Origin of the sequence: Prosthecobacter sp. (assembly GCF_044227185.1) — a bacterium.
Classification (GTDB): domain Bacteria; phylum Verrucomicrobiota; class Verrucomicrobiia; order Verrucomicrobiales; family Verrucomicrobiaceae; genus Prosthecobacter.
The window spans coordinates 71,970-88,257 of the sequence record NZ_JBGAFO010000006.1; the positions used below are offsets into that span (position 1 = coordinate 71,970).

15 protein-coding genes and 1 tRNA gene are annotated in these 16,288 nt (G+C 63.2%); 10 read left to right on the forward strand and 6 right to left on the reverse strand.

What is annotated here, in order from left to right; translation table 11 throughout:
* Positions 1–4: 4 nt before the first annotated feature.
* Positions 5–871, reverse strand: coding sequence for an SDR family oxidoreductase (locus ACILSQ_RS15235; protein ID WP_395744508.1), 867 nt, complete (start codon positions 869–871; stop codon positions 5–7).
* A 130-nt stretch (positions 872–1,001) separates the two neighbouring features.
* On the opposite strand from ACILSQ_RS15235, the gene ACILSQ_RS15240 reads away from it, so the two are divergent.
* Entirely contained in the window at positions 1,002–1,421 is a 420-nt protein-coding gene (locus ACILSQ_RS15240) for a hypothetical protein (protein WP_395744509.1), read from the forward strand.
* A 26-nt stretch (positions 1,422–1,447) separates the two neighbouring features.
* On the opposite strand, the gene ACILSQ_RS15245 is transcribed toward ACILSQ_RS15240, so the two are convergent.
* Positions 1,448–3,286: a phospholipase D-like domain-containing protein gene (locus ACILSQ_RS15245; protein WP_395744510.1), complete on the reverse strand. Its 1,839-nt coding sequence runs from the start codon at positions 3,284–3,286 to the stop codon at positions 1,448–1,450.
* A 262-nt stretch (positions 3,287–3,548) separates the two neighbouring features.
* On the opposite strand from ACILSQ_RS15245, the gene ACILSQ_RS15250 reads away from it, so the two are divergent.
* The 6 genes from ACILSQ_RS15250 (at position 3,549) to ACILSQ_RS15275 (ending at position 8,685) form a co-directional block, all read left to right on the forward strand.
* Complete coding sequence (locus ACILSQ_RS15250) at positions 3,549–4,790, forward strand: NupC/NupG family nucleoside CNT transporter (protein WP_395744511.1); 1,242 nt, start codon at positions 3,549–3,551, stop codon at positions 4,788–4,790.
* 13 nt (positions 4,791–4,803) lie between these two features.
* Positions 4,804–5,490 (forward strand): ABC transporter ATP-binding protein, encoded by a 687-nt coding sequence (locus tag ACILSQ_RS15255; protein ID WP_395744512.1) that lies wholly within the window; start codon positions 4,804–4,806, stop codon positions 5,488–5,490.
* Positions 5,487–6,662 (forward strand): FtsX-like permease family protein, encoded by a 1,176-nt coding sequence (locus tag ACILSQ_RS15260; protein ID WP_395744513.1) that lies wholly within the window; start codon positions 5,487–5,489, stop codon positions 6,660–6,662. Before ACILSQ_RS15255 ends, ACILSQ_RS15260 begins: the two co-directional genes overlap by 4 nt.
* A 44-nt stretch (positions 6,663–6,706) precedes the next feature.
* Positions 6,707–6,904, forward strand: coding sequence for a hypothetical protein (locus ACILSQ_RS15265; protein WP_395744514.1), 198 nt, complete (start codon positions 6,707–6,709; stop codon positions 6,902–6,904).
* A 535-nt stretch (positions 6,905–7,439) separates the two neighbouring features.
* A complete protein-coding gene (locus tag ACILSQ_RS15270) occupies positions 7,440–8,507 on the forward strand; it encodes a class I SAM-dependent methyltransferase (RefSeq protein ID WP_395744515.1) in 1,068 nt (355 codons plus the stop codon).
* A 92-nt stretch (positions 8,508–8,599) separates the two neighbouring features.
* Positions 8,600–8,685 (forward strand) — tRNA-Tyr (locus ACILSQ_RS15275).
* A 252-nt stretch (positions 8,686–8,937) separates the two neighbouring features.
* On the opposite strand, the gene ACILSQ_RS15280 is transcribed toward ACILSQ_RS15275, so the two are convergent.
* From ACILSQ_RS15280 to ACILSQ_RS15295, 4 genes are all read right to left on the reverse strand, one after another.
* The gene (locus ACILSQ_RS15280; protein ID WP_395744516.1) at positions 8,938–10,371 is read right to left on the reverse strand and encodes a caspase family protein; all 1,434 of its coding nucleotides are present in this window, start codon (positions 10,369–10,371) and stop codon (positions 8,938–8,940) included.
* A 94-nt stretch (positions 10,372–10,465) separates the two neighbouring features.
* Entirely contained in the window at positions 10,466–11,620 is a 1,155-nt protein-coding gene (locus tag ACILSQ_RS15285; RefSeq protein WP_395744517.1) for a caspase domain-containing protein, read from the reverse strand.
* Between the two features lie 75 nt (positions 11,621–11,695).
* Positions 11,696–12,403, reverse strand: a complete 708-nt coding sequence (locus tag ACILSQ_RS15290) for a hypothetical protein (protein WP_395744518.1) — start codon at positions 12,401–12,403, stop codon at positions 11,696–11,698.
* 27 nt (positions 12,404–12,430) lie between these two features.
* Entirely contained in the window at positions 12,431–13,477 is a 1,047-nt protein-coding gene (locus ACILSQ_RS15295) for a hypothetical protein (protein WP_395744519.1), read from the reverse strand.
* 122 nt (positions 13,478–13,599) lie between these two features.
* On the opposite strand from ACILSQ_RS15295, the gene ACILSQ_RS15300 reads away from it, so the two are divergent.
* From ACILSQ_RS15300 to ACILSQ_RS15310, 3 genes are all read left to right on the forward strand, one after another.
* On the forward strand, positions 13,600–14,322 hold the full coding sequence (locus tag ACILSQ_RS15300; protein ID WP_395744520.1) for a hypothetical protein: 723 nt from the start codon (positions 13,600–13,602) through the stop codon (positions 14,320–14,322).
* A gap of 28 nt (positions 14,323–14,350) precedes the next feature.
* Entirely contained in the window at positions 14,351–15,715 is a 1,365-nt protein-coding gene (locus ACILSQ_RS15305; protein WP_395744521.1) for a caspase domain-containing protein, read from the forward strand.
* 173 nt (positions 15,716–15,888) lie between these two features.
* Complete coding sequence (locus tag ACILSQ_RS15310) at positions 15,889–16,287, forward strand: hypothetical protein (protein ID WP_395744522.1); 399 nt, start codon at positions 15,889–15,891, stop codon at positions 16,285–16,287.
* The last annotated feature ends 1 nt before the right edge of the window (position 16,288 follow it).

Consider the following 16,288-nt stretch of genomic DNA (forward strand, 5'->3'; position numbering starts at 1 on the left):
ACCTTCAAAGCCCCATCACCTTCCGGATGATCCAGTCGCGCAGGCGGTCGGGCACCACTTTTACGAGCAGGGAGCCGCCGATGGAGTCGAGGCCGACGGGGTAGCGGGTGCGTGGGCGGCGGGACTCCAGTGCGTGCGTCACGGCTTTGGCCACGCGCTCGGGAGGGATGGCCATGGAGGGGACTTTTTCCACCATCTTGCGCAGCGCGGTGATCGGTGTGGCGTAGAGCTCCTCACACTGCGGCGGCATGCCGTCGAACAGGCGCTCGGCCGCTTCGCGGGACTTGCTCCAGATGGGCGTCTTGATCGCGCCGGGCTCGATGAGTGCGACCTCGATGCCCCAGGTGCGGAGCTCGATGCGGAGCGAGTCCGCGATGGCTTCGACCGCATGCTTCGTGGCGCCGTAGCCGGCGAGGAACGGCTCGCACATGAAGCCGGAATTGGAACCCATGAGCACGATGCGGCCGCGGCTGGCGCGGATCAGCGGCATGACGGCCTGCGTCACCGCCACGAGTCCGAGCACATTGACTTCAAACTGCTTTTGAAAAGCTTCCAGCGGCATGAACTCCAGCGGTCCCGCGAGGGCGATGCCGGCGTTGTTCACCACGCCCTGCAGGCCTGCGGCACCGCACTGGGCGCTGATTTCCTGCACCACGGTTTGGATCTGCTCGCGGTTGGTGACGTCGAGGATGACGGGTACAATTTGTCCAGTCGCTCCTGCGGCGAGGGCCTCGCCATCCTGCGTTTTGCGCACGCCGGCAAAGACGCGCCAGCCGCGGCCCGCGAGCGTGCGCACACAGGCCGCGCCGATGCCGGTGGAGGCTCCAGTGACGAGGACGGTGCGGGGCGCGGTGGGGGAAGGGGTGGGCATGGGGAAGGTCAAGAGGTCAAGGAATGGTCAAGAGGTCAAGGCTCGATGCTCGAGCTCCGGGCCATGACGGAAGTTTTTTCGTTGTTCACGCTTTATTGCCCTGCGGCGAAATCCCGCTAAGCATCTGCGCATGATTCTGCGCTGCCTTCTTTTCGTCTGCATGGCGGGCCTGCTTGCGGGCTGCACTGTCCGCTATGGCATGCCAACCCCTGGGTACGGGTACCCGTCCGCGCTCTCCGCCTTCGCGCCCCGCATGGGCAGTTCCGGCAACTACACCTACTACCCGCGCTACGAGGCCTACTACCACCACGGGACGCAGCAGTTTTATTATCCCAACGGCAAAAAGTGGGTGGTGCAGCCCACCGTGCTGAACAGCAGCGCCCAGGAAATCCGCGCCACACCCGGCGTGCCGTTTCAATTTCCCGATCATCCTGAAAAATACCACGCCGCGGTGAAGGAGGCCTTTCCCTCCACCTGGACTCCGGGCAAAGGGCGCTTCGACGAACCTTACCAGTTCGGCCACAGCGGCTGGGACATTGACCGGAGGTAGGAAATCACCAGCAGTGCATAAACGGATCAGCCGAAGAGCAGGCGGTCCACGCAGTGCAGGTCGTTGGTGTCGTAATAGGGCTGGGCCCAGTCGCTCGTGGTGGACAGAAACCAGCCGACGTTCGCAGCCTGATGCTGTTTGGATGAAGACTTGGTGGCGGCTTTAACCGTGGCCGCCGTCGCTTTCTTTGGCACCTTCCCCGCTGCCTTCGCATGCGTCGAAACACGGTCGAGGAATTCAAAGTGATCCACCAGCCCCAGGGCCTCGATGGCGAAGACTGTCGCAATATCGCTGTCATGGATGGCGATGAGATTGTCTCCGTTATTCTCCTCGCCACCCAGGGCCAGATTGGAGGAGCCGCAATAGACGACGGCGTCGGGGGTGTTGAAGCCGCAGATCACGAATTTATGATGCACCTGGTGGCCAAGCCCCACCGTGGGCACCTGGTCAAAAGGCGGAGGAAGGATGGATTTGGCGGGCTTGCCCGTCACCAGGACGCCTCCTTTTTTGCCAGGCTCGTAGAGGGCGATGCCATCCGTGGTATCGGTGATGCCGTAGCTGAAGATGCTCGTGATGCCGTGCAGCTTTTTCAGGGCGGGAAAGACCGGCCCGCTGCCTGAGCCCGTGTCCATGACCGCAAAGAGCACGCTGCCATTTTTGGTCTTGCCCTCCCTGGTGACGCGGTCGGCGATCTCCTGCAGAGCAGCCTGCGCCACCGGTTCCGTGTGCGGCGAAAACTGGACCTCCATGGGCGGCAGTTTTGCCCCGCTGAAGGAAAAGGCCTGCGCAGCCAGAGGGGACTTGGCAAACCCCACGCCTTTGGGCTCCTGGTCCCAGGCCAGGTTGAACACCTCCGAGTACTTTTTGGCGACGGTCCGGTCGTCAAAGACCAGCACATGATTGGAGTTCACATACATGCCGGTGACAGACATGTTCGTCGATCCTGTGAGCACCTTGAGCGGGCCCTTGGAGTCAGACACGATCAGCTCTTTGTCATGGGCAAAGCGGCCGAACTTGCCGCGTTTGATCTCGGCGGGCGCGACGGCGGCGCTGGTGAAAAGCTTTTCAAACCGGTCCTCCGGTGTCGGCTTGGTTTTGCTGGAGTGCAGGGCGGCATTGTCCAGGATGATGCGGATACGCCCCTGTTTGGCCAGTTCCAGAAAGATTTTGAGCACGTCCGGTTCATTGAGATCGTAGGCAAAAACATCCAGCGTGAGCCCGGGGTTGTTCAGCGCTTCGGTCAGGATGTCAAACACACGCTTCCGTGCGGTGAAACCCAGCCAGTGGTACTCGTCCGCATACGTGAAGGTCTCACCCTGGCTGTTTTTTCCCGCCTCCTGGGAGGTGTCAAACAGCAGGTCCTTCGGCCGCGTCAGAGCGCTGGGGCCGAAATGATGCACGAAGGCCTGGGACTGCATGAAGCCCCGTGCAAAGCCCAGCGCCACCCTGCCTTTTTGAAAGGGGCTGACATCCACCTTGAGAGTCACCCCCAGGGCCGGGTCGATGGCCTGGAGTGAACCGTGGGCATCAAAGTAGCGCGGTGTGACCGTGTAGGCATAAGTGCCGAAGAACGGATCCGTGCCCTGATTGTGGGAGCCTGGAACATGAATCCAGCGAAACTTGTGGATGGGAGCATTGAGGCTGGAGGTGGGCGGCTGCGTGGCGTCCTGCACATGCTGGGACGGGTCTTCAAAACGGAGTTTGTTTTGCAAATAGAAGGGGCCTTCGCCGCCGGCCAGATACTGCACTGTAAATCCCGCCAGGTTTTTGGTCTTCGCTTTCGAAAGATTGAAGGCGAGGAGTGTTCGGGCATCCCCCTGATAGGCTTTTACTGAGAAACCATTGTTTTGTGCGCTGATAGTCATTTGAGGACTCCTTTCGGATGTGTGTGAATAAAAAAGCTAGCACCTAATTTCAGATGCATATAAGCAAACAGTTTAAAATAGACAAGACGTTTAAAAAGGAGGTCCCGGTCTGCAGCCGGCCCCTGACGGTCAGCGACCGAGGCGGTGATCCACTCTGAGACGCGGAATGACGGGCGAGGACGCCCTGGAGTGTGTGGGGTGGCTCCTCGGGCGAGCTGAGCGCTTGACCACATCGCTGTGCTGACCCACTCTCGGCCCCATCATGTCCCGTCTCATCTGCCTTCTTGGTCTGGTCGTTTTCGTGGTGCTGGCCTGGGCGCTGTCTGAAAAACGCCGGCTGTTTCCGTGGCGGGTGGTGCTCTCGGGGCTGGCGCTGCAGCTTGTGTTTGGCGCGCTCATTCTCCGCACGCAGATGGGGCATGATGCCTTTGCGCTGCTGGACAAAATGTTTCGCCGCCTGCTGGAATTTGCGAATGAGGGCGTGGGGCTGGTGTTTGGGCCGCTGGGCGGGCGCACCACGCTGCAGGGCGCGTTTGGCGCGGACCACGGCTTTATCCTGGCGCTGACGATCACCGGCACCATCATCCTCGTTTCCGCGCTCTCCTCGTTTTGCTATCATTACGGACTGCTGCAGATGGTCGTGAAAGCGGCGGCGTGGGTGATGCGCCGTGTCATGCGCACCAGCGGCAGCGAGACCCTGGCGGCGGCGGCGAACATCTTCATGGGCCAGACCGAGGCCCCGCTCGTCATCAAGCCCTACCTGCTGCGCATGACGCGCAGCGAGCTGCTCTGCCTGATGGTCGGCGGCATGGCCACCATCGCGGGCGGTGTGCTGGCGGCCTACGTGTCGTTTGGCATTTCCGCCGGGCATCTGCTCACGGCGTCCGTCATCAGCGCTCCGGCGGCGCTGATGATGTCGAAAATTCTCATCCCCGAAACGGAGGCCAGCGAGACGGCGCACGGGGCGAACAAAGTCATCGAGCGTGAAACGGTGAACGGCATCGACGCGCTCTGCCAGGGCGCGAGCGATGGCATGAAGCTGGCCATCAATGTGGTGGCGATGCTCGTCGCCTTCGTCGCGGTAGTGGCGCTGTTTAACTACCTCCTCTCCCTGGGCCTGCGGGTCTTCGGGCAAAATGTGCCGCAGCCGCTGCAACTGGTTCTTGGCTGGCTCAATGCCCCCTGCGCCTGGCTGATGGGCGTGCCGTGGTCTGAGTGCGGCCAGGTGGGCACGCTGCTGGGGGAGCGCGTGGTGCTGAATGAATTCTTTGCCTACAAGCACCTCAGCGAGCAGGGCGCGGCGCTGGCACCACGCAGCGCGGCCATCGCCACCTACGCGCTGTGCGGCTTTGCAAACTTCGGCAGCATCGCCATTCAGATCGGCGGGATCGGCGCGCTGGTGCCGGAGCGCCGCGCGGATCTCGCGCAGCTCGGCCTCAAATCCATGCTCGGTGGTTTGCTGGCGTGCTATTGCACCGCTTGTATCGCGGGATTGCTGCTTTAAAGAGTAGGCCTGCATGTCCGCAGACACCGCCACAACCGCCGCAGGCCTTCAGGTCTCTGATCTCCGCTTCGCCTATTCCGGCGATGGCTTTCGCGTGCATGTGCCGCGGCTGGAACTCGCGGCGGGGAAGGCGCTGGCGCTGGCGGGGCCGAGCGGAGCAGGGAAGTCCACGCTGCTGCGGCTGCTCACCGGACTGCTGACTCCTGGTGCGGGAAAGGTGAGCCTGGGCGCGGCGGATCTCCATGCCATGAGCACGGAGGCGCGGCGCTCCTTCCGCCTGCAGCACATCGGGCTCGTGTTTCAGGACTTCGCGCTGCTGGACTACCTCACCGTCACGGAAAACATCCTGCTGCCGCATCAGTTTCGCGGGGAGGGAATGACCGCGGCCCGCAGCAAGATGCTGGAACTGACGCAGCGGCTGCACATTGACCGTTACCTGGGCAAGCGCGTCTCCCAGCTCTCGCAGGGGGAGCGGCAGCGCGTGGCTGTGGCGCGTGCGCTGGTGCATGAGCCGCAGTTTGTCTTTGCGGACGAGCCCACCGCCTCGCTGGATCCCGCGCGCGGGCGCATCGTGGTGGACATGCTGCTGGAAGACACGCGCCGGCGCGGCGCCTGCCTCGTGATGGTCACGCATGATCCGAATCTGCTGTCCTTCTTTGATCAAACCCTGCGCATGGAGGACCTCGCAGCCACCGCATGAAGGCCGCCTTTCAACTGGCCATGCGCTACGTGCTGCGGCACCGCCTGCAGAGCGCGCTGCTGGCCGGTGCGCTGGGGCTCGTGTTTGCGCTGCCGCTCTGCCTGCGCGTGCTCATCACCCATGCGCAGCAGGAGCTGCGCGCCCGCGCCGCCGCCACGCCGCAGATCGTGGGCACGCGCGGCAGCGCGCTGGACCTCATGATGACGGCGCTGTACTTCAAGCGCGAAAACCTGCTGCCACTGCCGTTTGGCGTGCTCTCCGAACTGCGGCACCACGAGGGGCCCGCGGCCACGGCCATCCCGCTGCATGTGCGCTACCAGGCGCAGGGCGCGCCCATCGTGGGCACGGAGCTGGAGTACTTCCCCTTTCGCGGGCTGAAGCTCGCCGCTGGCAAACAGCTCAGCCGGCTGGGCGACTGCGTGGTGGGCGCCGCCCTGGCAAAGCAGCGCGGACTCCAGCCCGGCGGGCATATCTTTTCCTCGCCGGAGCAGGCCTTTGACATGGCCGGTGTGTACCCGCTGAAGATGCGCGTGACGGGCATCCTCACGCCGAACGGCACGCCGGATGACGAGGCGCTGTTTGTCGATCTGAAAACCGCGTGGCTCATCGAAGGGCGCTCCCACGGCCACGACGACCTGAAAAAAGACGCGGCCGTGGTGCTGAAAAAAGAGGAGGATGGCACCCTCGTGGGCAACGCCGCGGTGCGCATGTTCAATGAGGTCACCGATGCGAACATCGCCTCCTTTCACTTCCATGGCGATGTCTCCACCTACCCCATCAGCGCGGTGATCCTCATACCGCAGGATGCGAAGGCCGAGGCCCTGCTGGCCGGGCAGTTTGCCCGCTCCAAGGAGCAGCAGCTCATCCGCCCGCGCGATGAGATGGAGGCGCTGCTGACGCAGCTCGTGCGTCTGGAAGGCTTCGCCGCCGGGACGCTGCTGCTCACCGCCACGGCCGCGCTGCTCGTCACCGCGCTGGTGTTTGCGCTCTCCTTCCGCCTGCGCCAGCGCGAATTTGCCACGCTGGAGGACGTGGGCGTGTCGCGTGTCTCGCTCATCAGCGTGAAGGTGCTCGAAGTGCTCATCATCGGCCTCGCCGCCGCCGGCATCGGGCTCGCCCTCCTCGCCTTTTCCTCCTTTGCCGCGCCGTACCTGCTGCGCATGGCGCTGTAGCGGGAGGAGGTTGCAGTCGGCTGTCGTTTGTGGGAGGATGCAGCATGCTTCTGGAGGAGATCAAACAGCGAATCACCGGGCTCAGCTCCGGTGAACTGAAGCAATTCACAGCTTGGTTTACTGAGTACCAGTCCGACCAATGGGACAAACAGATCGAGCAGGATGTGGCTGCGGGAAGGTTTGATAAAATCTGTGCGGAGATCGATGCAAACTTCGAGGCCGGCCTGTGCAAACCGCTGTGAAGCGTGACGAGCTTGCTTTGAAAGCGATGCTGGCGGTATGCTTCGGCAGCAAAAGGAAGATTATAGCGTTTTCCAAAACTCATTTCCGAAATGTGCGTGCTGTGCTGCGCAGCGTGTTGTAGCGCGGTATTCCGATACCGCGTCGGCACCGCATCGGTATCGGAATACCGATCTACATCGAGCTCCGCCGCTTCTACACCTCATATTCCAGAAATGAGTTTTGAGATTTGCTATATCTCCGCCCCTCACCCTTCCTCTCCCCGAAGGCGATGGTGAGCTTTGGTGTCCTCGACGGGGAGAGGGGAAACGCGTTGCAACTCCGATTCAGTTTCAAGCGTCCCAGCGCGAATCTCCTCTCCCCGCCCCGGATTTCGCAGTTCTGTGTTTGCTTCGGGGAGAGGCTGGGTGAGGGGGAGAGGGCGACGCCAGAATCGCTCCTGCGGGCATGGGCCGCCCTCTTTTCGCTTTCCAAGAGCATCCTTTCACCTTGCCCATTTCGGCGGGGAACTGAATAGTTATCTTTTACCTTTCTTCTGTGTCCCACGCCCTCGACGCCCTCATCTACGCCCTGGATGTCAATCCTGACATCAGCACCGAGGGCCGTGTGCTCTTTCTTCGTGCGCAGGAGCATCCCGCGCTGCAGCACTTTGAAGGCCGCCTGGTCTGCCAGCAGACCTGGAGGCCGCGGGCGGATCAGCTTCAGGCCGCCGGACACCGTGTGGAGCGCGAGGCGCACGGGCTCTTTGACCTCGTCCTGGTCCTTCCCGATCCGCAGCGCGACCTCATGGTGGCCGATCTCGCCCGTGCGCACGATCACCTGGCCCCGGGCGGCGTGCTGATGGCCGCCGTGCACAACGACGCCGGCAGCAAGCGCTGCGAGCAGTACCTGCGCGAAGTCGCCGCCGGCCCGGTGGACTCCCTCTCCAAGCACCACAGCCGCGTCTTCTGGGCCACGAAGCAGGAGGACAAACCCTGGAAGGCCGAGCTGCTGGAACGCTGGCGTCAGGGCGCGGTGATGCGCCGCATCCTGGACGGCCGCTTCTGGTCACGCCCCGGGCTTTTCAACTGGGACCGCATCGATGAAGGCTCGGCGCTTCTCGTCAAGCATCTGCCAGAAACGATTGCCGGACACGTGGCCGACTTCGGCTGCGGCTGGGGCTTCCTGAGCGACCACCTCCTGCGCCACTGCCACGACATCGACACCCTCGACATCTACGACGCCGATGCCGACTGCTTTGAATGCGCCCGGCGCAATCTCGGCCTGGTGCCCACCCGCGTGAAGGCGCACCCGCACTGGCAGGACATCACCCTCGGCTTTGACCGCACCAAGTTCGACGCCGTCGTCATGAATCCCCCCTTTCACGAAGGCAAGGACGCCGATCCCCTGATCGGGCTCAAATTCATCGCCGCCGCCGCGCAGGCCCTGCGCCCGGACGGGCAGCTCTGGATGGTGGCGAACCGCCAGCTTCCGTATGAGAACCTGCTCACGGAGACCTTTGCGCAGATGGAGAAGGTCGTGGAGACCGGCGGCTTCAAGGTGCTGCACGCCCGGAACCCCATCATCAAGCCCGTGCACCAGCGCCGCGGCAAACGCCGCCGCTGAGGAGAAGCGAAAGAAAGCAAAAAACACCGGAACAAAGCGTTTGCAAAGCAGGGCTACGACTCCATAATCGCGGCCCACTTCGAAAGGAGAATGGGTAGGTACCCGAGCGGTCAAAGGGGGCAGACTGTAAATCTGCTGGCTTACGCCTACGCTGGTTCGAATCCAGCCCTGCCCACCATCTTCTATTTTAAGTGAGTCAAGAAACAGGCCCCGCCTCACAGCGGGGCTTCTTTTTTGGAGTGCTCTTCGTGCAGATGAGCCTTTTTGGACGCTTTTGGCGCAGGAGTGCGAGATGCCTGGGCGTCACCCTTCGCTGGCTGACTGCAGTGTCTGGCATGGCTGCTGGCAGCTAAATGACAACAGGCGTTCTGATGGATGCCTGATGCTGTCAGGCAGAGACAGGGGCTGCCGCCGCCGCGCAGCCACATGCTTATGGTGACGGTGGAATGTTCTCAAACTGCACCGTGGCGCGCGCGGGCTTGCCGAAGCCGCGCTGGAAGACTTCCGAAAACCATAATGAAACGCCCAGTTGATGATTTGCGCCAGTCCTTGACTGCGAGGATGGACCGTTGCCGCCATCCGTTTTCTTGGTCAGGCCGTAGTCAATGCTCAGCGTCACAGACTCCTGCGGACCAATCTCGGTCACGCCATCGATGATCTCACGCGGACCTCCGAACATGCCATCGTACACCGAGTAGCCGTTGGGAAAGATCGCGCATTCAATGCCGCTCGCAGAAACGCATTTCAGGTGAGCGCCTGCCGCGGTGAACAAATCAGAGCCCTGGGGACTGGCGACGGAGAAATATTGAACTTCGGGTCTCAGCCAGTCATAACCCACTTTAAGAACTTTGTCCTTGGAGGTGTTCGTCACCTTCATCACCACGCTGGCCTGCACGTCTGACTGCTGCGTCAAAGAGACCAGCTCCGCCTGCAAGATGCCTTTGCTCCAGCGGACCGGTTTCTTCGCAGTGGCAGGCTGCGGGGCAGTGGGCGCGGGCTTCACCGTGGGCGGCGCGCTGGGCGTGACCACTGCTGGCGCCGGCACGCTGGGTGCAGGCACCATCGGCGCGCGTGTACCTTCCACGAAGGCAAAATCTCCCAGCACATCCAGGCTGATCCACGGCCGCTGCGCGCCCTTCGTCGTCTCAAATACGCGCCGCGCCACATTTTTGAAGACCTCCTCCAGCTTCAGCCCCGGCCGCAGCAGCTCCTGCGCCAGCGCCTGCGAGTAGGGGGAGTTGCTGCCTTCGCCATCACTCGCCGCCGTGCCCGGCGCGGTGGCGTAGCAGATCACCGTTTCCTGCGGCGCTTTCATCTCCGCCAGCCCCTTTGTGTTGCTGCGCCAGCCGCGCGCGAAGGGATTGTCCCGGCAGCAGTCGAGGATGACGATGTTGAGCTGGCTGCGGCTCTCTGCCATGGCATCCAGCACCAGGCCTGCCGACACGCTCCTGTGCTCCGCCTCATACTCCTTCATCCCCTGCGGTGCGTCCACCGGCACCAGAAAGTTCTCCCCCTTCACCTGCATGCCATGACCGGCGTAGAAAAACAGCGCCACATCCCCCGGCTTCAGCGCGTCTGAAAACTCGCGCACCGCCGTCGTCATTCCCTCACGGCCCAGGTCGGTTTTCTGGATCACCTGGAAGCCCGCCTGCGCCAGACCTTTCGCCACTAGAGCGGCATCGTTCGGCGGGTTCGGCAGCTTGTCGGCCGCATACCCGCCATTCCCGATCACCAGCGCCACGCGCGCGGCGGAGACCGGTGCGGTGAGCAGGCATGAAAAGCCGGCCAGGCAGAGCAGCATGCGCGGCAGCCTGCCGCTGACATGCCAGAGAAAAGCCATCGCCAGGAGAGCCGTGGGAGGCATGAGATGGAAAATCGTGAAGTGCAGCATGGGAGTTGTTTGATGGTAAAAAAGTACCCGCAAAGGCCAGACATGTGACAAGGCTGCTCGAACGCTGCTACGGAACCTCGGTTTCCTTACCTTGAATGAGTTCAAATTCCTTCCCCGAGACCGAGTCGAACACCTTCACCGTGTAAACATCCATGGCGCCGAGGGTTGGATTTGACTCAACCCGCCTACCTGTTGATGTGATTTTGTATCTTGGGGTGATGCTGTTTCGATTAAAATCGAATGTTTCTCCAAGTTGTTTGAAGCACGTGCTTTTCTGCGGTTTGAGCTGCTGAATCTGGAAAACCCCACCATCGCCCCCCCGGAGCAGCATCGTAATTTTTTCGGCATTGATTGAGGTCATTTGCACCGCTGTTCCGATAGGTTGAGTGGTATTCGTCACAGCACTCGGAATCGTGACTGGAATTGTGGATCCTTGAGGATCTTTCGAAAAATAAAACGCCCCGCTCACCTTGCTGTACTCCGCAGGCTCCTGCTGGTGCTGGTATTTTTCCGTGGCGATTTTTGAAACTTCCTCGCGCGTCTGAATGAAAATGTCCTCCAACCGCAGGCCGGGCGTTTTCATTTTTTCAAACAGCACGCTGCCGTACAAGCCGATGCTGCCGTGGTCATCCCAGGCCTGCTGGTTTGCATCCGCTGCGTAGGCGATGAAGGTGCCCTTCGGTGCATTGGCCACCGCCGCCATGCCGCGCACGCCGCCCACATTCCGCCCGCGGGTGGGCAGCGGATTGTCACGGCAGCAGTCCAGGATGAAGAGGTTCAGGCGCGAGCCGGAGCCTTCCAGGTCCGTCAGCACGCGGCCCAGCGGCAGCGCCTTGTAGGCTAGCTGGCTGCTGGTGGCGGGGTCGCTGTCCACACCCAGGAGGTAGTTTTCCCCGCCTGCCTGAATGGCGTGACCGCCGTAGAAAAACAGCGCCACCTCCGCTCCGGCCGTCTTTGCGGCAAAGGTGTCCACGGCCTCCGTCATCTTTGCGGTGGTGGCATCCGTGACCACGGTGATGTGTCCGGCAAAGCCCAGGCCCGCGAGGGTCTTCTCCGCCTCCCGCGCCTCCGCCAGCGTGGTGCGCAGCGGGCCGATGGCCTGGTAGTTCTGATTGCATAGAATCAGCGCATGGCGCCCGCCTCCCGACGGCTGCGCCCAGGCGGTGGCACAGAGGGCGGTGAAAAGAATGAGGTGAGAGAGCGGGTGAAAAACTGCCTTCATGGCCTCTGCTGCAGGAAAGGGGAAGGGGAGGTGGAGATGCGGGCGAATGAAAGGGGTCCGCCTGCTTGCCATCAATCAAATATCCTGGCTCAAATCGTCCAGCAAATCCTCCTCCGAGTCCACGTAGGCGTGGCGCGGGTCTTGTGGGTGAATGAGCGGCGGGCCGGTGCGCTCTCGCAGCGCAGGAGGAGCACCCTTTTTTTCAGCGAGGGATTTCCGCAGGGCGGCTGCTTCCTGGAGGAGTTCTTCAAAGCAGTCCATCAGCCACCAGCTATGGGCCAGACAGGGCAGGGGCATCCATGTGGCGTTCCAGAGGCAAAGCACGGCCAGGCTTTCGTCTTCGATCTCCGTGCTGAGTTCTGCCTCAAAGGCGGGCTCATGCAGGGGGCCAAAGGGTGCCACCAGCGCGCGGTCCCGCCCGGCTTCCACAGTGAGCACCAGCACGTGCACCGGGCGCGTCCACGCGGGTTTGAGCTCGGGGTTGAGCTGGCGGACCTGCCCGCGCTGGATGGGCACGAGGCCTTTTCCAGGCGTGGTCACCGCCACGGTAAATTTCTCTCCCTGCAGGGCGCGCTGGGCGTCGTCCAGGGCTATGGCCGAGTTCAGCCTGTCCAGCAGGGTGCCGGGAATGTCTCCGATGCCGACGGTGAAAAAGCCGCCGCCTTTCTCCGCGTCTGCTGCGGCTGGGTCGGGCGGGGCGGGTGCATGGACTGGGGTGGCGGCCATGGAACGGTACGCGGTCCATTCCTCGGACCACGAGCGCAGGCGTTGTTTTGAATTCATAAAAGGATGTTGGATGGCTTTCTTTTTCTAACGGCGATGGTTCTGACGGGCCGTTTCCAATGTCATAAAGAGAGGCTGCATTTCTTTTTCCGAGAGCAATGCGCCGGACTCCAGCAGGCGCTCCCGCAGCAGGTCTGCAAAGGCCGCCAGCCGCTCCACGGCGGCGGCGCCGCCGCTGCCGTGGGATTCGATGATCTCCTTCACGCAGGCCGCCGCCCACACCCAGACCTCCGTGTGGTCAAACAGGAAGAGGGTGGCATGATTGCCGAAATAGCATTTGCCCGCCAGGTCCAGCTCCTGGCACACGGGCAGCGCCGCCACATGCTGGATCAGCGCTGTCAGCGAGTCCACCGCCCCCTGGGCAAACACCGCCCTGCCGACACCGGCGGCGGCCACCACGATGGGGTCCCCCACGGAAATGATGACGCCACGGCGGCGGCGCAGGGCGCGGAGAAAGAGGCTGAGCTTAAACGGGGCGCGCACCCCGGGGAAGAAGCCCGTGGCCGCCTCCTGCGCCAGCGCCTGGATCTCGCGGCGCTCCATTTCGGTGCCCCAGTCTTCATCCACGCTTTCCAGCACATCCAGCAGGGTGCGCTCTCCCGCGCTGTCATCGCCCCCGGGGGCCAGCGGTTTGTCGCTGGAGGTGGTGCTGCCCTGCAGGCTGCCGGTGCCGTACTCGCGTGCGTAGGCGCGCACGGCGTCGCGCATGCGCATTTCAAACTGGTTCAAGATCCAGCCCATCTGCTGCTTCAGCTCCTCCAGGTGGCTCAGGCCCGGGGTGAGCTGGGCCTTCTGGCGCGCCCTGAGAAAAATGTCATCGAGCACGCGCAGCCGCGCCCGCGGCCGCTTGGCCACCAGGTAGTGGAAGACGTGGGCCCAGGCCTCCTCGCCGCCGCGCATGCGCGGCACGCCTTCGTAGCACTGCCCGCGCTGGTCCAGCAGCTCGTTGAAGAGGGAGAAGCATAGATTTTGGAAGTAGGCCGTGGCCGCGTCAGACAGGGCGGGCATCGGCTCGCCTTCCTGCCACTTTCCCCAGGCGGTTTTCAGCTCCAGCCAGTACGTGGCTGTTTTCAAGACGTCTTGATGATTTTTTCCCATGCGGGCGCGAGATTAGGAGGATGACGTGGGGTGCGCAATAGCGGAAAATGCACGGCGGCTTGTCTTTTCCTTGGGGAACCACCACCCTGATACCGTAAATGAACCCGCTCCTCATGCCCCAAGATACACCCGCATCCACCCAGCCGGAGGCACTGCACCGCAAGCGGACCGCCCTCATCCTGGCGGGTGCCTGCGGCAGCCTTCTGCTGCTCGCCTTCATCCTGGGAGGCAGCCCGGGCGCCCCCGCGGCCAAACAGCAGGAAAAAGATTTCGTGATCGCTCCCATCCATCCAGATCCAGTGCATCCGATCGACAGCGGCAGCGCGCCTGAAGGCTGGTACGACGGCATGGAGGGAACCGGGGAAGAGCGCACGCCAGCGCCGGTGCCATCGCTGCCTCCAGCTTCTGATAGGCGCGAAGTTTCTGCGGCCACCGTGGCGGCAAACACGCCCGCGCCGCGGGTTTCCGCCCCCGTGCATGCGGCTGCCCCGCAGGCATCAGCGGGGCGCGGCAGGCGTCTCGCGGCAGGCAAGTCCGGTGGCGCGCGCAGCACCAGCACCGAGACTTCCGTTCTGGCCCAGACTGACGGCAGCCATGCAGCCCGGCCCGTGGCGGGTGGCCGCCAAAGCTCGCGTGAGGACGGCAGGCGCGCCTCACGCGGAGAGCGCCACCCGTTTGGCCTCGTGGCGGCGCAGGAAGTTCCCTCATTCACCCCGGAAGGCATTCCCCTGCGCACAGACCTCCGCGCCGGCGTCTCCGCCCTGGAAAAAACCGGTGCGGACAAGCCCCTGTGGAAGCGTCCGGAATCTCTCACCGAATAGATCACTCACCTTCTCCTCACTGCCTGCCATGCACCCGCGTTCTTTGATGTTGTCTTTGTTTCTCCTCGGCTCCTGCGTCCTCGGCGCGGCGGAGCGCGTCGCACTCGTCATCGGCAATGATGCCTATGCATCCGGGGGACGGCTGCCGGTGCTGAAAAACTGCGTGGCAGACGCGCGCCTCATCGCCGCCACGCTGAGGCAGCAGCTTGGTTTCAAGGTCATCACCGTCGAAAACGCATCCCGCGCCGAGATGGAGGCCGCGCTGGGGCAGTTGGAAGATGCGCTGCATCCCGGAGACACCGCCGTCGCCTACTTTGCGGGGCACGGCATCGAGTTTGAGCGCGAGAACTATCTTCTGGGCTGCAATGCGAAGCTGGAACGCCGCAGCCTCATCGGTGAGGAAGCCATCAAGGCCGAGACCCTCACCACCACCCTGCTGCAGAGCGGCGCCGCGCACTCCTTTGTCTTTCTGGACTGCTGCCGGGAGAAGCCGGATGACTCATGGGCCACGCGTGGCGTGCGTGGCGCGGGCCTGGCGGAAATGAACATCCGCGGAGATCTCATCGTGGCCTTTGCCGCTGCTCCGGGCGCTGCCGCGCAGGATCAGCCGCTCGCCGCGGGTGCAGGCGGCCTTGCCGGGCATTCTCCTTTTGCGCAGGCCCTGGCGAAATTTCTGCCCGCCGGACAGAAGCACACCGACCTGCTGCAAAGCGTGCGCACGGAGGTGGCCCGGCTGACCCAGGGCTCCCAGCGGACCTGGGACAGCGGCAGTTTTTTGGAGCCCTTTTATTTTTCGCAGGCCTCCGCCCCGGCTGCCGTAGCTGCCACCATGCCGCCGGCTGCGGCGCCGACTCCCGCTGCTCCAGCAGCCACGCCAGCTCCGCCGCCAGGCGATGACGGGCGCATCGTGCGCAGCCAGTACCTCACGGCGCGCTTCACCAAGCTTCTGCTGCTGAAGTCAGGGCAGGTCGAGGTCACTTTCAGCCTCACCAGCAAGCCGCCGCCCAATGAAGAGCTGTACGCCTCCCTGGTGCAGACGGACCCCGGGCATACAAACATGTCCATCCCTGAGCACATGAGCCACGTGGTGGCCAGCCTGCGCACGGATGAAGGAGATGAGTTCAAACTCACCGGCGTGGAGGGCCTGTGGTTCAAAAACGCCAACATTCGCGACAGCCGCCCCACGAACATCCGCCATGAAGGCTCCGGCAGCAGCAATGTCACCTTCCGCTTTTCTCCCGCAGGCTCGCGGGCGGGCGCTGGCGCCACCTTCACCTTTGACACCACGCTCACGATCGACGCGGTGACGCCCGGCTATTCGGTGCCCAATGGCAGCGGCCCCTGGCCCGTGCAGTTCACCGGCCTGCGCGCCACCGTGCCCCAGCGCAAGTAGCCGCGGCAGAAGCAGGCAGCGGAGCACGTGGCAGGCGGCATCACCGCAGCACCTGCTCAAAACTCTTGGGCAGGTGTAAGCAGCGCGCGCCCACGGCTGGGCAGGCGCGTTTTTTTCTTCAAAAAACGGCGGGCTCCGGCCGGATAAAGTCCGGCGGTCTTGCTTCAAGAGGCATGAACACAACTGCCCACTTTTTGCAAAACCCCGCCGGGATCAATCAAGTGCTCACGATTCTGCCCGGCCATGTCTCCATCAACTACAACCCGCCTCCGGCCTGGATGGAGCCGCTCGGCTCGTTTCCGGGGGAAACCATGCTCATCCTGGCAGGGCAGGGGTTCAGCCTGCGCGGAGATTTCCGCCGCCAGTATGAGAAGGTCCTCGCGTCCGGGGGCATCGAGGCCTGCGTGCAGTTTTACCTGGATGCGAAAGCCCGCCATGGCACCTCCAGCACCTCTCCCCGGGACCCGTGGCAGATGACCGCCTGGGCCTTCACCAATGCCCTGCGCGAGGCCCCGGCCTATCTCCCGCTGGCGCCAGCCCGCGTGCGCCATGAGGTGGCGCTGGCGGTGTGAG

Excerpts from the sequence above, each read along its gene's own strand:
- ACILSQ_RS15240 (WP_395744509.1), top strand. The coding sequence starts at position 1,002 with ATGATTCTGCGCTGCCTTCTTTTCGTCTGCATGGCGGGCCTGCTTGCG.
- ACILSQ_RS15245 (WP_395744510.1), bottom strand. The coding sequence starts at position 3,286 with ATGACTATCAGCGCACAAAACAATGGTTTCTCAGTAAAAGCCTATCAG.
- ACILSQ_RS15235 (WP_395744508.1), bottom strand. The coding sequence starts at position 871 with ATGCCCACCCCTTCCCCCACCGCGCCCCGCACCGTCCTCGTCACTGGA.
- ACILSQ_RS15260 (WP_395744513.1), top strand. The coding sequence starts at position 5,487 with ATGAAGGCCGCCTTTCAACTGGCCATGCGCTACGTGCTGCGGCACCGC.
- ACILSQ_RS15265 (WP_395744514.1), top strand. The coding sequence starts at position 6,707 with ATGCTTCTGGAGGAGATCAAACAGCGAATCACCGGGCTCAGCTCCGGT.
- ACILSQ_RS15250 (WP_395744511.1), top strand. The coding sequence starts at position 3,549 with ATGTCCCGTCTCATCTGCCTTCTTGGTCTGGTCGTTTTCGTGGTGCTG.
- ACILSQ_RS15310 (WP_395744522.1), top strand. The coding sequence starts at position 15,889 with ATGAACACAACTGCCCACTTTTTGCAAAACCCCGCCGGGATCAATCAA.
- ACILSQ_RS15290 (WP_395744518.1), bottom strand. The coding sequence starts at position 12,403 with ATGAATTCAAAACAACGCCTGCGCTCGTGGTCCGAGGAATGGACCGCG.
- ACILSQ_RS15255 (WP_395744512.1), top strand. The coding sequence starts at position 4,804 with ATGTCCGCAGACACCGCCACAACCGCCGCAGGCCTTCAGGTCTCTGAT.
- ACILSQ_RS15305 (WP_395744521.1), top strand. The coding sequence starts at position 14,351 with ATGCACCCGCGTTCTTTGATGTTGTCTTTGTTTCTCCTCGGCTCCTGC.
- ACILSQ_RS15285 (WP_395744517.1), bottom strand. The coding sequence starts at position 11,620 with ATGAAGGCAGTTTTTCACCCGCTCTCTCACCTCATTCTTTTCACCGCC.
- ACILSQ_RS15280 (WP_395744516.1), bottom strand. The coding sequence starts at position 10,371 with ATGCCTCCCACGGCTCTCCTGGCGATGGCTTTTCTCTGGCATGTCAGC.
- ACILSQ_RS15300 (WP_395744520.1), top strand. The coding sequence starts at position 13,600 with ATGAACCCGCTCCTCATGCCCCAAGATACACCCGCATCCACCCAGCCG.